General features: G+C 62.9%; 12 protein-coding genes. 2 read left to right on the top strand and 10 right to left on the bottom strand.

What is annotated here, in order from left to right:
- Positions 1–45: 45 nt before the first annotated feature.
- Both J1M86_RS11270 and J1M86_RS11265 read right to left on the bottom strand, forming a co-directional pair.
- Positions 46–855 carry a pentapeptide repeat-containing protein gene (locus tag J1M86_RS11270; protein ID WP_206509869.1) on the bottom strand — a complete coding sequence of 270 codons (810 nt, stop codon included), beginning with the start codon at positions 853–855 and terminating at the stop codon, positions 46–48.
- 1,177 nt (positions 856–2,032) lie between these two features.
- Positions 2,033–3,213 (bottom strand): IS3 family transposase gene (locus tag J1M86_RS11265; RefSeq protein ID WP_206509868.1). Its coding sequence is split into 2 segments (ribosomal slippage): positions 2,033–2,946 and positions 2,946–3,213, totalling 1,182 coding nucleotides; the frame shifts between segments, so codons are not numbered across the junction.
- Between the two features lie 311 nt (positions 3,214–3,524).
- On the opposite strand from J1M86_RS11265, the gene J1M86_RS11260 reads away from it, so the two are divergent.
- A complete protein-coding gene (locus J1M86_RS11260; RefSeq protein WP_206509867.1) occupies positions 3,525–4,520 on the top strand; it encodes a hypothetical protein in 996 nt (331 codons plus the stop codon).
- A 315-nt stretch (positions 4,521–4,835) separates the two neighbouring features.
- Positions 4,836–6,278 carry a hypothetical protein gene (locus tag J1M86_RS11255; RefSeq protein WP_206509866.1) on the top strand — a complete coding sequence of 481 codons (1,443 nt, stop codon included), beginning with the start codon at positions 4,836–4,838 and terminating at the stop codon, positions 6,276–6,278.
- 50 nt (positions 6,279–6,328) lie between these two features.
- Here J1M86_RS11255 and J1M86_RS11250 read toward each other — a convergent pair whose 3' ends face one another.
- Genes J1M86_RS11250 through J1M86_RS11215 form a run of 8 tightly spaced genes read right to left on the bottom strand, consistent with a single transcriptional unit; the run spans position 6,329 to position 12,794 of the window.
- Positions 6,329–7,216 (bottom strand): hypothetical protein, encoded by an 888-nt coding sequence (locus tag J1M86_RS11250; protein ID WP_206509865.1) that lies wholly within the window; start codon positions 7,214–7,216, stop codon positions 6,329–6,331.
- A complete protein-coding gene (locus tag J1M86_RS11245; protein ID WP_206509864.1) occupies positions 7,213–7,716 on the bottom strand; it encodes a hypothetical protein in 504 nt (167 codons plus the stop codon). The genes J1M86_RS11250 and J1M86_RS11245 overlap by 4 nt, the downstream gene beginning before the upstream one ends.
- A complete protein-coding gene (locus J1M86_RS11240; protein WP_206509863.1) occupies positions 7,661–8,440 on the bottom strand; it encodes a thermonuclease family protein in 780 nt (259 codons plus the stop codon). Before J1M86_RS11240 ends, J1M86_RS11245 begins: the two co-directional genes overlap by 56 nt.
- Entirely contained in the window at positions 8,437–9,132 is a 696-nt protein-coding gene (locus tag J1M86_RS11235; RefSeq protein WP_206509862.1) for a hypothetical protein, read from the bottom strand. The genes J1M86_RS11240 and J1M86_RS11235 overlap by 4 nt, the downstream gene beginning before the upstream one ends.
- Positions 9,133–9,178: 46 nt before the next feature.
- Positions 9,179–9,577, bottom strand: a complete 399-nt coding sequence (locus tag J1M86_RS11230; RefSeq protein ID WP_206509861.1) for a hypothetical protein — start codon at positions 9,575–9,577, stop codon at positions 9,179–9,181.
- Positions 9,578–9,608: 31 nt separating this feature from the next.
- Positions 9,609–10,448 (bottom strand): DUF4913 domain-containing protein, encoded by an 840-nt coding sequence (locus J1M86_RS11225; RefSeq protein WP_206509860.1) that lies wholly within the window; start codon positions 10,446–10,448, stop codon positions 9,609–9,611.
- A complete protein-coding gene (locus J1M86_RS11220) occupies positions 10,438–12,396 on the bottom strand; it encodes a type IV secretory system conjugative DNA transfer family protein (RefSeq protein WP_206509859.1) in 1,959 nt (652 codons plus the stop codon). The genes J1M86_RS11225 and J1M86_RS11220 overlap by 11 nt, the downstream gene beginning before the upstream one ends.
- Entirely contained in the window at positions 12,396–12,794 is a 399-nt protein-coding gene (locus J1M86_RS11215; RefSeq protein WP_206509858.1) for a hypothetical protein, read from the bottom strand. The genes J1M86_RS11220 and J1M86_RS11215 overlap by 1 nt, the downstream gene beginning before the upstream one ends.
- Between the last annotated feature and the right edge of the window lie 10 nt (positions 12,795–12,804).

Genomic DNA, 12,804 nt, shown 5'->3' with positions numbered 1-12,804 from the left:
TTGAGACCGACATCTCTACAGCGGACAGGACTCTTCGTGGCGGAGTCAAAATTCGAACTTGCCAAAAGGGCTGACGGCTATGCGGCCACACCCCTGTTCACGTCGGGTCGGATCTCCAAGGTTCGTGGGCTTTAGGTAGCTTTCTGGCCACTGTGTCGTGTCGTCATAGAACAAGCCAGAACCCCACGTCACGCCGTCGAGCGACACACGGCTGAAATCGACACCCCTTATATCCGCTCCGTCCAACCTAGCGGTACCGATTGGGGGTGGCCAGAAGGTGACTTGAAGAGGTGGTTGCAAGACGAGTCCACGGAGATCAGCAGCCCGTAGGTCGGTTGGAATCACTCTGTCGCCCTTCAGTGCTCCAATTGACGCAACGCGAGCGCCACCGAGCCGGGCACACTGCATCTGTGCGCCGGCGAAGGTCGACGTGAAACTCAAGTCAGCACCTTCAAGGTTTACGGAATTGAGTTGTGTCCGTGCCCAAGTCGGCGATCCTGAAGGGGTATTGCCCGGTTGATCGCCTGCCGGCATCTCCGACACAGCAGTCAAGTCTGCTGCAGTAATATTTGAGAGATTGGCTTTGTTCAAATTTAGTCCACTAATGTCGATGCCAGACAGATCCATTCCGTGCAAGTCAATACTCGGCATCCCTAAGACGAAGCGCTCTGGGGCCGGTGTTTGTGCCAGCGTTCTGAGGTAACGCAAGTTTTCTAACCGCTCAGACGACTTAGCTCGTTGGTCCTCGATGTCCCGTGCTGTCGCAGCCTGTTCACCTGCAATAGCCCTATCGGCCTCAGTGCGCTGGTTGGTCGTGTAGATCGTTGCCCCGAAAATGGTAAAACCTACGATCATCGGGGTGAGAAGCTTCTCGCCGATCCATCTCACAGTTGCTGGAAAGCGATCAGAACTCGCATCTCGTCGCGCTCGACGAACGTCGGAGGACCGCCCGAGCCGGGTAGGTTTACGTTCTGTCTTTCTCCCTCGAAGCCTAGGGCGATACCACGGCTTGTGAGACGATGGACTAAGTACAGACACCCGGTTAACGAGGCGGCCCGATCGCCGTCCGACTGCATTCATCATCTAGGAATTGTCGCAGCCACAACGGAATCCCGCCGCAGGTCAGATGAGACCTCGGCATACTGTAAGAACAGTTGCTCTCCCTAACAATCGCTTTGCCCGCCCACCTATCTCTATGGTTTCACCTATGGGAGATGAGATACCGAAGCGCCTGACACCGGACAAGCCAACCACCGGGATTCTGTTCTTGAAGTCGGGCAATCGTTGCGCATATCCCGGCTGTGACCAGCCTCTGTTGGGGTCTGACAGCGTCTTGGTCGGGGAAATCGCGCATATCGAGGCGGCGATGCCGGACGGACCACGCTTCAACGACAATATGACGAACGAGCAGCGCCGCCTCGAATCGAATCTGGTTCTGATGTGCGGAACCCACCACTCTGTCATAGACGGCGACCTCGACACGTGGACAGTGCAGGCGCTCCAAAGCCTCAAGGCTAAGCATGAAGCTATATACACAGGCGCGGTCGACCGATTGAGAGCGCAATTGGGTGACGTCACGGAGGGAACCACTTGGACTATGCCGACCACTCTGTCCGCCATCTTCGGCACAGAAGACAGGACAGAAGAGCTACCCTTTGACCTGGCCGTTCTAGAGCGCTTCGCAACTCGTTTGGCGCAGCTGCCCATAGGAGCTCGGTCGCTCTTAGCGATGGTCGTGACCCGCGGCGAGTCACGCCGAGCACTGGGACCGCGAGACGCTGAATTCCGCATACGTTGGTCACTACTTCGCAGCATCGTGAGCAGTAATGAACACTTGGACGACTATCTGGACATTCTTGATCACGCCAAGCTCGCATGGTTCGACGAACCTTTCGACGGCGATCCTTTGTATGTTGAGGCGGGACGATCGACGGAGGAGATTGGTTGGCCGTTATTGCAAGACATCAAGACAGCATCTGGGGGCGATCCATTGATCTGCCGCGAGGATTTCGGACACTGGAGATGGTTAATTTCAGGCCGCGTTGTCGTGCTGCCGGTAACTGTAGTGGACATCGTTCGGAACTTGATAGCCGAGCGCCGAATGCCTGCGTCGAGGATTGTAGAAGCCCTCGATATATTTGATGACATCTTGACGCGCTTGTGATTTCGTGGCGTACACCGTGCGATACACGCATTCGTTCTTGAGTGCAGCGAAGAAACTTTCGGCCATACTGTTATCCCAGCAGACCCCGGTACGTCCCATCGAGGACCGCATCCCCACGCTGGCCACCAGAGCCCGGTAGGCCTGCGATGTGTAGACACTGCCCCGATCGGAGTGAAAGATCGCTCCTGTCTCGATCAGAGTTGTCGACGCAGCATTGTCGAGCGCAGCCGCGACGAGCTCGGTGCGCATGTGATCAGCGATCGACCAACCCACCACCTTGCGGGAGAAGCAGTCGATCACCGTTGCCAAGTACACGAACCCCTGCCAGGTGTGGACGTAGGTGATGTCGCCGACGAACTTCACCCCGGGCCGATCAGCAGTGAAATCCCGCTTGACCAGGTCCGGGACCGCGTCGTCGTCACCGGACTGCGTGGTCGTGCGAAACGGTCGCGGCTGGCACGGGACCAGCTCGTGTTCGCGCATGATCGAGCGGACCAACTCCGGGGAGCATTCGACACCCGCGGCACGCAGATCTACGTGGATCCGCCGGTATCCGTATGTTCCGTGCGCGGCATCGAAGAACACGCGAATCTGTTGCGCCAGAAATTCTCTGCGTTTCGATGTAGCTGATTGTGGCCGGCTTCGCCAGTTGTAGAAACCCGAGGTGGACACCTCGAGCCAGCGGCAACGGTCGATGACAGGTGCGGTCTCGGAGTCGCCCGGGACATGGGAATCTATGAACTCGTACTTCGCCACTACCGTGGCTCCCGCGCGAAGTACGAGGCTGCTTTTTTCAAAAAGGCTGCCTCAGAACGAAGTTCACGATTCTCTCGTTCGAGCTGGGCCAGTCGCGCTCGTTCGGTCACAGTGAGTTCGCTGCCTGGACTACCACCGTGGGTGTCACGATACTTGGCAAGCCAACGGCGCAGGCTGTCGTCGCCGACCCCGTAGGCCTTGGCGACTTCGCTGATCGGCTTCGATGACTCGATCACCTCTCGGCACAGTTCATCTTTGAACTCGGCCGAGAACGATCGCCGTGCTCTGCTCATGCTGGTCGGACTCATTTCAGTAGATCCCTATTCTAAGCGGGTCCACTGTCCGAAATCCCTGGGCCGATCACATCGTACGTCCGCCAAGTCTTAGTCGACCTAGACTTCGCTGCGCTTGACCAGCCGCCAACGCTGCGGGGCCGAGCCTAGGACTAGACCGAGGGGGCATCTACCCAGGACGCTCGGGGATCGGAACACATCATCTCGGGAACGTGAACTGCCCGCTACATATCAATGGCTACTAGCCTCAAGGTTCCGACTCAGGAACTTGGTCGGTTCCGAATCGGGAACCCGACGACTATGGTTGCAGAATGGAATCCGCACTCGATGTGACCACGGTACGAATGGCTGGATCTGCCAGGGAGATCTCCGACGCGTACGTGGCCACGTTCGACGAACTCGTGAAGATGCTGGTCCTCAACCCCACCGTCAAGCAACTGCTCGCGGCCGGCTACACACACGCGCAAGTGGCGCGAACGATGCACATCAGAAAACAGCAGGTCGGGGATCAGGCCCGCACACCGTTCCATCCGGTACGCCGCGCGGAGATGCTGCACTCGATCGACGTATGGGCACTTGCCCACTCGCTGTGGGGGAAGTCCGAACAACGGTTGAAGCTCGCAATCGACGCCGCGTTCGAGTGGGATGCCACGCGGCTGCCCGACGTCGCTCAGCCCGAGCGAAACTTGGAGCAGTACCGGATCGGTTCTGTGACCGATGAACTCGACACTTACAGCTGCGCTTTCGCTCGCTGCGAGGTAGCGCGGCCGTATACGCCGCGACAGGAGGACGTGGACGCGGCACGCGTCGGTGCTCTACGTGCCGCTGCAGCGGGAGCGACGGAGGTCGATCTGCGGGCCCGTGAGGACGAAATGCTGGAGTTTCTGCGCACTCCCGTGGTTTCCGAAGTTCCCGACTTCCTTTACCGTCACCCGCACAGGCACTCTGCGATGTTCGATCACGGAAAACCCTGGGAGAAGAAGAAGTTCGAGGAGCGAGCCGCGCGCGAACAGGACGAGATGAAGCGCTACGGAACACTGTTGCCGACCTTGCCCGACGATTCGACAGATCCACGTGTGCTCGCGCGTGACCTTCTGTTGTTCAACTTCGGTGATCTACGTGTCCTGGACCACCATTTGGATGCGGATCCGCTCGATGAGCGACGTGCGCGTGTTCTCGAAAGATTCGCTGGTGAGCTGGGTGTTCGTTGGGACCAGTGGCAGACATTCAGCCCTGAATGCCGTCCCGCGGAGGAAGTGGAGTCCGAGATCCGTCAGGCGCTCGAAACGTATCTGGCCGCGCAGTGAGCGAGTAGTTATGCGAAGCCGGCTCGCCAACCGTCCCGGAAAGGTCCGTGGCTGGTAGAGCGACTTGTGGGTGCACATCGGTCCATTCGTCGGTACGGTGGACGGCTCAGTTTCCTCCAGCGAAAGGAAGTGCCCGAATGCTCGGACTCGGCCCGCTCGGTTTCTGGCTCCGTGATTGGAGCGGCGCGATGGGTAACGTCGCCCCCCAAGGCCCCATGGCTTGATTCCCGTAGAAAAATGGGCACGGACAGTTGTTGTCCGTGCCCTTTTCGTCTGAACAGGCTCCGAGGACAGATCCAGAAGAGAGTTGCGTCGATGGGCTTTCCACGAATTGCACGACAAGGGAAGGCCGCGGGCGATCCGCCTGGCCCGTTCGATCAGGGTGGTCGGCCGCTGCGCATCGTCGTAGACGTCGTACAGGATCAGCGCCAGGTCGAAGACTGGGATGGAAATACCTACGCCCCGCTCGCAATGCCGGACCCGGAGGTCTTTCTGTGGTCGCTGACAGAGGGCGAGAGTATCGACCGCTACTGGATCGGCACCGCCGACGACCCGGCCGCTGCCGGCCGGGTCGTGATACCGCCGGGACCCCTAGACCCCTGCGCCCACGACTACCTGGAGTTCTCGACCATCGACGGCCAGGGGCACCGGACCGGATATGCGATCTGGCCCTACAGCACCTACGAAACGTTCGCGCAGGAGGACGCCGGAGCCCACGCAGGTCTATCCGCTGAGCAGTGGCTGGCGGAGCTTCTCGTTGCCCGGGCCAGCAACGAGATGCGCGCGGACCTGCTGGCCACCATCAATCCGCGCCTCCTGTCGAGCCAGGCAGCGTACGTAACGGAGACGAACCCGCTTTCGGCCGTCCAAGCGGTGGGGGTCGTCGGGTTGTATCTCCGCAGCAAAGGTCAGTACCCCGTAGTCGGTCCGGAGCGTCTGGTGCTCGATGAGCGCTCGATGTTTCTTCTGGCAGTGGAGGAGCTCCTTCCGTCGTGGCGGGTGTGGGCTTCCGAGCTCAGTCGACACACGTACGCGACCGACAACGACACGCCTGCGCTGTTGGCTCAGTCGGTCCGCGAGCGAATCATCCGCATGCTGCGGTGCCGCGACCAACTGCTCATCGCGTCGATGGCAAGCCAGACCAACACCACTATGGATCGTCTGGTCGAGTCCCTGGACTACTTTCTGGTCAATCTCGTCGGGGCCTTCGACGCCGCGGCCCGCGCCGCGCACCTCGTCTACGACTTACCGAAAGACAGGACCAGAACTGCGGGTTGGCAAAAAGAAGAGTGGTTGAAGAAGCTGCGCAACGCCGATTTGGAGGACCTGTTCGCACCGGACAGCACCGGCTACCGGTTGTTCGAGATCTGCCGATTTCTCCGGAACACCGTTCACGGCGAAGGACTACCGGCCATTGCGTTGAACGAATCCAGGGTTGCGCACACGCAGACTCTCGTGCGGTTGCCTCGGAATGAAGCCGATGTCCTTGTCGACCACTTCGACCAGCTCGGAGGCCAAGACGCCTGGGGATTGCGTCGATTCGGTGACGGGCTCGGGGACTACATCGACGCGGCAACGTTCGTCGAGCGGCTCATTCCATCGGCCATGGGTGTGTTGGACGAAGCCATCAAGAACACACCGACCTCGAGGCTGACCGGTATCGGTCAGTTCACGATCGAGCCTCCTGTTGACCATGCGCGCGATAGTCCAGGGACGCGCGCACGTGTGATGTTCCTGCTCGGTCTCCCGAAGACGTGACGGGTCGACCCTTGTCTCATCGATCGGTTCCCGACCGCACTCCAGGCCCGCTACTGCGATGTCACGGGCCAGAATCCGGCCGGCTGCAGAGGGCCCGTCGAGAGTGTGGCGGTGACGTGGTCGATGAGTGCTGCGTGCCGCGGGTCGAGCTGCAGGTAGTACTCCGGATCGTCGGTGGTGGTGTCGAGCTCGGCACTGCCGACGGCGTACGGGTTGAGGACGAGCTCGCCGTCGGCAGTGACTTCGAGGTCGACGGTGAGATGCGCGGCCATGCCGGAATCTCCGATAGCGTTGTGGGCCTTGGTGATCCGTGACCATAGGTCACCGTCTGTGTCCAACGACTTGTCGACGACGATCCGCAGGTCGCCGGGGTGTTCGGTGAGCATGGTCGGCCAGTCGATCGGCTCCTCGATTCGGGCTACGCGCAGGGAGTCCGAGTAGCTGCGGATCAGTGCGCCGGCGGTGACCTGGCGTAGCCAGTCCGGTACGTCGGCGGCGCGGGTGAAGGTTCCGCGGAATCCGCCGATGACGCGCTGCCACTCGATACTTGCTTGCAGCAGTGCATGTTTCCGGTGTGCTCGCGGGCTCCATCCGCCCCAATGGAGGTCGGTCCACCGGCGGGTCTGGGTCCGTAGTTCGTGCAGTGACCGCGCGCACGGGAGGCAGTACCGCTGTTCGGATCCGGTGTGGCGAACGTTGCCGAAGCGCCCAGGGAGCTCGAACGGTTCCCGGTCGCTACCTCCGGAGAGACTGCCCGACAACACAGTTCCGTTGTCCGGCGATGCGATCGTCACCTCGAACTCGATGAGCCGGTGTCCGGTTTGAGCGACCCACACGGCGCGGTCGCCGATGTTCCAGTGGTCGCCGCTCTCCCATGCTTCGGTGGTCGAGCGGGCGGAATCCGATGGTCCGGCGGGCATCGAACGTAGCGCTGTCATGCCTCACCATCGAACTCTGATGGGGACATCGAGACTGCGGTCACTCGTATCTGCTGGCCGTCCGCGGTGACGATGGCACGCACCGTGCGGCTGATTTCCTCGAGCGGCGTACGACCGAGTTCTGTCGCTGACTGCTCACACGTGAGATCCACGGCGATGGTTCGCGCGGTTTCGGGAATTGCTGTGATGGTGGTGCAACGAGCCTGCACCGTGAGCCGATCTTCGGCCATTCGGTCCCACAACCGAGTCTGGGCGGGTTTGCCGGCACCGGCCGAGACGATGCGGTCGACCAGAGCGTCGGCGAGGTAGCCGCGTGCGCGGTCGGCGGCCGCTGCCTCGTTGGCGTCACTGCCTGGGAACCAGGACAACAGAAGTTCCGCGCCGTTGCGGGCGGTGTCCATGGCACGGCCGGCGTCGACGTCGGAGTCGAGTATCGCGGTGTGGTCACTGCTGGACGGCGTCGCCGACGGTGGTGTGGAGGCGGGGGAGCTGCATCCCACCGTCAATGCGGCGACAGCCGCGACGGTGCACGCGAGCGGGCGATAGTAGGACTCGTACGAGCGGAGTTGGTTCACGGCAAGGGCCTTTCTGGAATCTGACGACGAAAACGGTTGTGCGAGAGAGAAGGAATGGGTCAGCGTCGAGCTGTCTGTCCGTAGCACGGCGAGCCCCAGAGGCCGGCACCGTTGCGTTGCGTTGCGCTGTCGACTGCGCGGCACCGATGTTCGCTGCTTCCGAGAGCTGCTGATCCTTGTATGTGTAGGCGCGGGCCATGCCGGCTTCGGCTGCGACGGTGCTGTAGTTGCGTCCATCCGGAAGAACGACGTAGCGCAGGGCGCGCCCGTACCGGTCGACGCTCTCCGCCACTGGGTCGGAAATGAGGGTGACGACGGTGTTGTCGAGCTGCTGGTGCGCCCACGCGCTTGCTTCCGGCCCCCAGCACTGCACGTCGGTGTCGGGGTCGACGGTCTCAGGGGTGTCGATACCGAGGATGCGAACCCGTACCGAATCGCTACCCGTGGACAGGTGCACCTCGATGGTGTCGCCGTCGATCACCCGTTCCACCACCCCGCTGGACACAGAGGCAGCCTCAGCGGCGGTCTCGGGGTTCGGTGGAGCGATCAGGGGATTGCATCCCGACAGCAGGGCCACCGCCCCGGGCGCGGCCATGCAGGCCGTGAGTACCCGAACGGTCGATCCGTACCGGGCTCGTAGCGTGTTCATGCGCGCCCGAAGACTACGAGCACGCCGATCAGGTACGTTCCGAGCGCGATGATCGCCGGTGCCGCGACCGCCATGATGGAATGTGCGACCAGGACCGAGCAGTGCCGAAGCGGAGTGCGGCTGCGACGATGTGCTCTCGCCGGAATCCAGTAGTCGCTCAGGGACGTCGCGAGCACCAGGGCCAGGAGCCAGGCTGCGATCTCCACGATGACGGTGGTGCCCGATGAGAGCGCATCCGTCATCCGCTCGATCGAGGTCCCTGCGGGCCAGTCGTAGTACGACAGTTCGGGGGACCAGCCCCACCACGCCAGGATCGCGAACGCGATCGAAGCTGCTGCTGCAGCTGCCAGATACGCGGCCGTCACGCCGGGGTGAGTGACGCGGCTTGCTGCGCGGGTGTGGGCGTCCGCGATCGAGGCGAGCTGGCGACCGGTGATGACCGGTTGCCGCCCCCGACCACGGGGCGCGAGCCGGCGTTCGACTTCCAGTATTGCCGCGGAGTGCGCGGCCGCACGCTCGGTCGGCGTCGACGACAGACCGTGCCGCGCACGGAATCGCTTCTGGTCACGGTCTATGTCGCGGATCCACTCGTCACGATCGCTCTCGGGGGTGTAGCGCACCTCGATGCCCCCGACTGCGCTGACGATCGAGCTGAGCATGGAGCTGGGGTGGTGTTGTGTACTCGTCTTCATGGTTGTTGCTCGCTTTCTCGGGCGTGGTCGGTAGTCGAGTTGGTGGTCACAGGGGTTGCACTCCGCCGGCGGCGAGAACGCTCGCGGTCCAGATGGCCCACATCACGGCGAGGGTGCTCGCCAGGCGTACCGCGTTCTTCCATGCGGTGAGCGCCCAGCGGCGTCCGTTCACGTAGTCGAGGGCCACGGCGACGAGGCTGCCGATCGACAGCGCGAAGACGACGGTGATGATCGCCCACCACCCCTGTGCCACAGCATCGTTGGCAGCCTCGCGCCGGACGGGGTCGGCCGAGCCACTCGACGACGAGGACAGCACCCACTCGGCGACGGGAATCGACCAGGCGAGCCACCAGGTGACGGCCGTCAACGCGATCGATGCCAGTAGTCGGGTCCGGTCGCCGGGCGCGGTCGACGATTCGAGTGCGGGTGCAGGTGCTGTCTTCATGGGAGAGGCCTTCTCTCGGTGACGATGGTGGTCAGGGGGTCAGATATTTCGGGGCCTGCCAGTCCTCGGGTGGGTAGGCGATGAGCAGAGTGCCGTGGCCGGGCCAGCTCCCGTCGACGTCGGCGTTGCTCATCGGTCCGGATTCACCGTCGAGGAGCAATCGCATGTGGGGGTCGCAGTGCCGAAGCCACCAGCTCGACATCGCCGCCGGATCGTCCGGTGAACTGCGTGCTTCCTCGAACGCCCACCACAGGGCCTTGAGCCGCGACACGACCTCCTGGTGCTGCCACCAGCGCCGATCCCAGGACAGCCCACGACCAGGCTTGTCGTCGATCTGGCGGTTGATGACGTGGCGGAGGTAGTTCTCCACGAAGTCCTCGAGCCGCAGAAAAGCCGGGGCCGGCAACTCGTCGGCGTCTTCCCCGATCGGGATCGGATGCTCGTGCGAGAGGTCTGCAAGATCGTCCGCGACCCAGTCTGCGGGAACCGGATCGCAGGTCAGAGGCCCGTATCCGGCCCAGGTGCCGGCTTCGTCGGCGCCGCTCATCGGCCCGGTGGCACCGTCTAGGAGCATCCGCAGGTGAGGTTCGCAATGCTCGACCCACCATCCCGACATCGCGGCCCGGTCCTCGACCGAACGTCGCGCGGACTCCCATGCCCACCACAGAGCGGTCAGTCGTGCGACCGCTTCACCGTGCCGCCACCACCGCGCATCCCAGGTCAGCCCGTGGCCAGGTCGCTCACTGATGCGACGCTGGATCACCCGCGCGAGGTAATGCTGAACCCAGTCCTCGACCGACTCGTACGCGGGCTCGACCTCCTGTTCCGCGTCGAGATCCAGTTCGTCGTCGAGGTCGAATTCATCGTCCATCGACGCTCACCGCCGATCGATCCCAGTCTTCGAGCTCGTACTCGTCGACGTGCTCGGGTTCGTAGTCGATGTTGAACGGGCCGTCGAGCAGTTCTTTCGCTTGCTCGGCGGATCCGCTGTATCTCATGATCGATTGTTTGATGGTGTCGGCGTCGTCGGTGTCGGTCCACCAGATCTTCTTGATCAGAACAGGCGGATTCTCCGGAAAGACCACGATGGCACGGCTTTTCGGGAGGGCCGCGAGTTCGTTGATCGGAAGAATGGGCCGTTCCTGCCAGCTGTGCGAAGAGCTGCGACTGCCCTGGCCGCTGCTGCGAGTGGTCGATTGCACTTCGTGCGAACCGATTTGCTCGGACAGGTCGCTGAGGTACTGCTTGTCCTTGATGTTGCCGCCGTAGAAGTGCACGGCCCCGGCGATCATCGAGTCGAACTCGTCGCGGCCCCATACTCGCGCACCCTGCTGTGGTGACTGCAGAATCGCGATCGGGATGATTCCGCGGCCACCGAAGTGTGAGTACTGGTCCGGCAGTTGGCGAAGAAGGACGGTGTTGGCGGCCTCGTCGAGAATGGCCAGCAACGGGACGTCGAGCCGCCCGCCCTGAGTGCGGACGGTGGGCTGCCACAGCCTGATCGGCCACCACCGCGGCATTTTCTTGTCGTAGGAGCGTGCCGGGGTCCGTGAGGCCAACGCAGCGGCTTCGTCGAAGATCTGCCCCACCAATGCGGTGGTCAGTGGTGCCGCCGAATCGGGGCCTTCGAGTGAGAGCGCGTAGAGGGTGTCGGTACTGGCCACGAACGCCCGCGGGTCGAACTCGGGGAGATCGTGCAGCGGCTCCCCGTACCGGGTGGTCACAAGCGGGGCGATGGTTCTGTCCCTCGCGTCGACTTCGATGATTGCCCGCGCCGGCGGTGTGACAGCGCGGGCGTACTCGTCGTCGGAGAGGATGTCGAGGAATCGGCGCGCCATGTCGAACAGACCGTCACGCTGACGCTCGGTCAGGCCCTGCGCCTCAAGGACTCGCGCCGCGGCGCGCTTCTTGTCGAAGGCATCGAGAATCTGCGCGGGGGTCTTGTTCTGGTCGCTGCCGAGCCAACTGACCGCGTGCAGGAGATCTCCGCCTGCCAATGCCGCCGCCAGGCAGTAGAGGGCGAGCAGTTCTTGAGCGCCGCCGTCGAAGTAGCCGTCGGTTTTGGCGTCCTTCTTCGTCGACGCGGAGACGAAGAACGAGGCGAGCTTGCGAGCTTGCGCGAGGGTTCTGACGTGCTTGAGGGCGTTCCACCAGAACGTGAGCTGCACAGATCCGCTGACACCCTGCAGGTCGGACACCCACGCGTGTCCGACCTGTTCGCGGCCGAGGCGAGTCGCGGCATGCAGGTCGGGCTTGTTGCTCGTCACGATGGCGGGGCCGGGGGCAGCCAGTGTCGCGCGCACCGCGAGGGCGACGGTCTTCCCCATCCGGGTGCCGGCCAGGGCAACCATGACCATTTCCCACGACAGGTACACCGGCTTGTCGCCCACCACGGTGGTGCCGAGGAGAAATCCCCAGGACCGCGGATCCGACTTGTCGAATTGAGGCATCAGGCGATGCGACTCTTTCGGGGAGACTCCGCGAAGCTTGTTCGGTGCCACCATCGTGCGCGCTGCCCGGTCGACTTCGGTACGTCCCTTGGCTCGTCGAATTGCGATCGGCAGTGCGACCGCGGCGACCGACACCACCAGTGCCACGGCGATGACCGTCGACTGCCACGGCCAGGGGCGTTGGCCGGTGAAGGACTCGAACACACCCTGAATGGGGTTTCCGCTGGGATCCCCGCCGGCGAGGAACGTTCCTGCCCACCAGGACAACACGAGGGTGATCACGACGGCCAGGACGATGCAGAGCAGCACCGCCTGCAGAAGGTTCTCCTGCGATCGTGCACCGGTTCCGGATCTGCGTGTCTGGGCCATCAGAGCGCCCTCCCCTCGAGCGCGTCCTGCGCGGTGGCAGCGGTCATCGGATCGTCTTTCTGATCGTTCGATGCGCGTGGGGGGCGATGGTGCACGAACACGTGCAGCAGGCCGGCCAAGCCCAGGGTGAATACGGGCAGGACAAATGCGATCGCCGCCAGACCGGTATGGGGTGTGACGATCGAGCGCCCGGCGACCGCCGCACCGCCGAGAACGGCAATGGTGAGGGCCACCGTTGCCGGTCTGGCCCAGGGGCGGCGAACCGACCAGAGCAGCACAATGACGGAGACGAGCAGAGCTGCAACTGTATTGACCACCGCAAGCTCTGCGAGGTCGAACCCCGATGGTCCCGGCAAGAAGGCACCGATCGGGTCCGGATGGATGATCTGTTCTCTCATGATCGACGTC

It is taken from the genome of Rhodococcus sp. KRD197, assembly GCF_017168235.1.
GTDB lineage: Bacteria > Actinomycetota > Actinomycetes > Mycobacteriales > Mycobacteriaceae > Rhodococcoides.
Note: the sequence above shows the minus strand (reverse complement) of the source record. Positions and strands in the feature narration are given on the sequence as shown.

Excerpts from the sequence above, each read along its gene's own strand:
- J1M86_RS11225 (WP_206509860.1), bottom strand. The coding sequence starts at position 10,448 with ATGGACGATGAATTCGACCTCGACGACGAACTGGATCTCGACGCGGAA.
- J1M86_RS11255 (WP_206509866.1), top strand. The coding sequence starts at position 4,836 with ATGGGCTTTCCACGAATTGCACGACAAGGGAAGGCCGCGGGCGATCCG.
- J1M86_RS11260 (WP_206509867.1), top strand. The coding sequence starts at position 3,525 with ATGGAATCCGCACTCGATGTGACCACGGTACGAATGGCTGGATCTGCC.
- J1M86_RS11235 (WP_206509862.1), bottom strand. The coding sequence starts at position 9,132 with ATGAAGACGAGTACACAACACCACCCCAGCTCCATGCTCAGCTCGATC.
- J1M86_RS11220 (WP_206509859.1), bottom strand. The coding sequence starts at position 12,396 with ATGGCCCAGACACGCAGATCCGGAACCGGTGCACGATCGCAGGAGAAC.
- J1M86_RS11215 (WP_206509858.1), bottom strand. The coding sequence starts at position 12,794 with ATGAGAGAACAGATCATCCATCCGGACCCGATCGGTGCCTTCTTGCCG.
- J1M86_RS11270 (WP_206509869.1), bottom strand. The coding sequence starts at position 855 with ATGATCGTAGGTTTTACCATTTTCGGGGCAACGATCTACACGACCAAC.
- J1M86_RS11250 (WP_206509865.1), bottom strand. The coding sequence starts at position 7,216 with ATGACAGCGCTACGTTCGATGCCCGCCGGACCATCGGATTCCGCCCGC.
- J1M86_RS11240 (WP_206509863.1), bottom strand. The coding sequence starts at position 8,440 with ATGAACACGCTACGAGCCCGGTACGGATCGACCGTTCGGGTACTCACG.
- J1M86_RS11230 (WP_206509861.1), bottom strand. The coding sequence starts at position 9,577 with ATGAAGACAGCACCTGCACCCGCACTCGAATCGTCGACCGCGCCCGGC.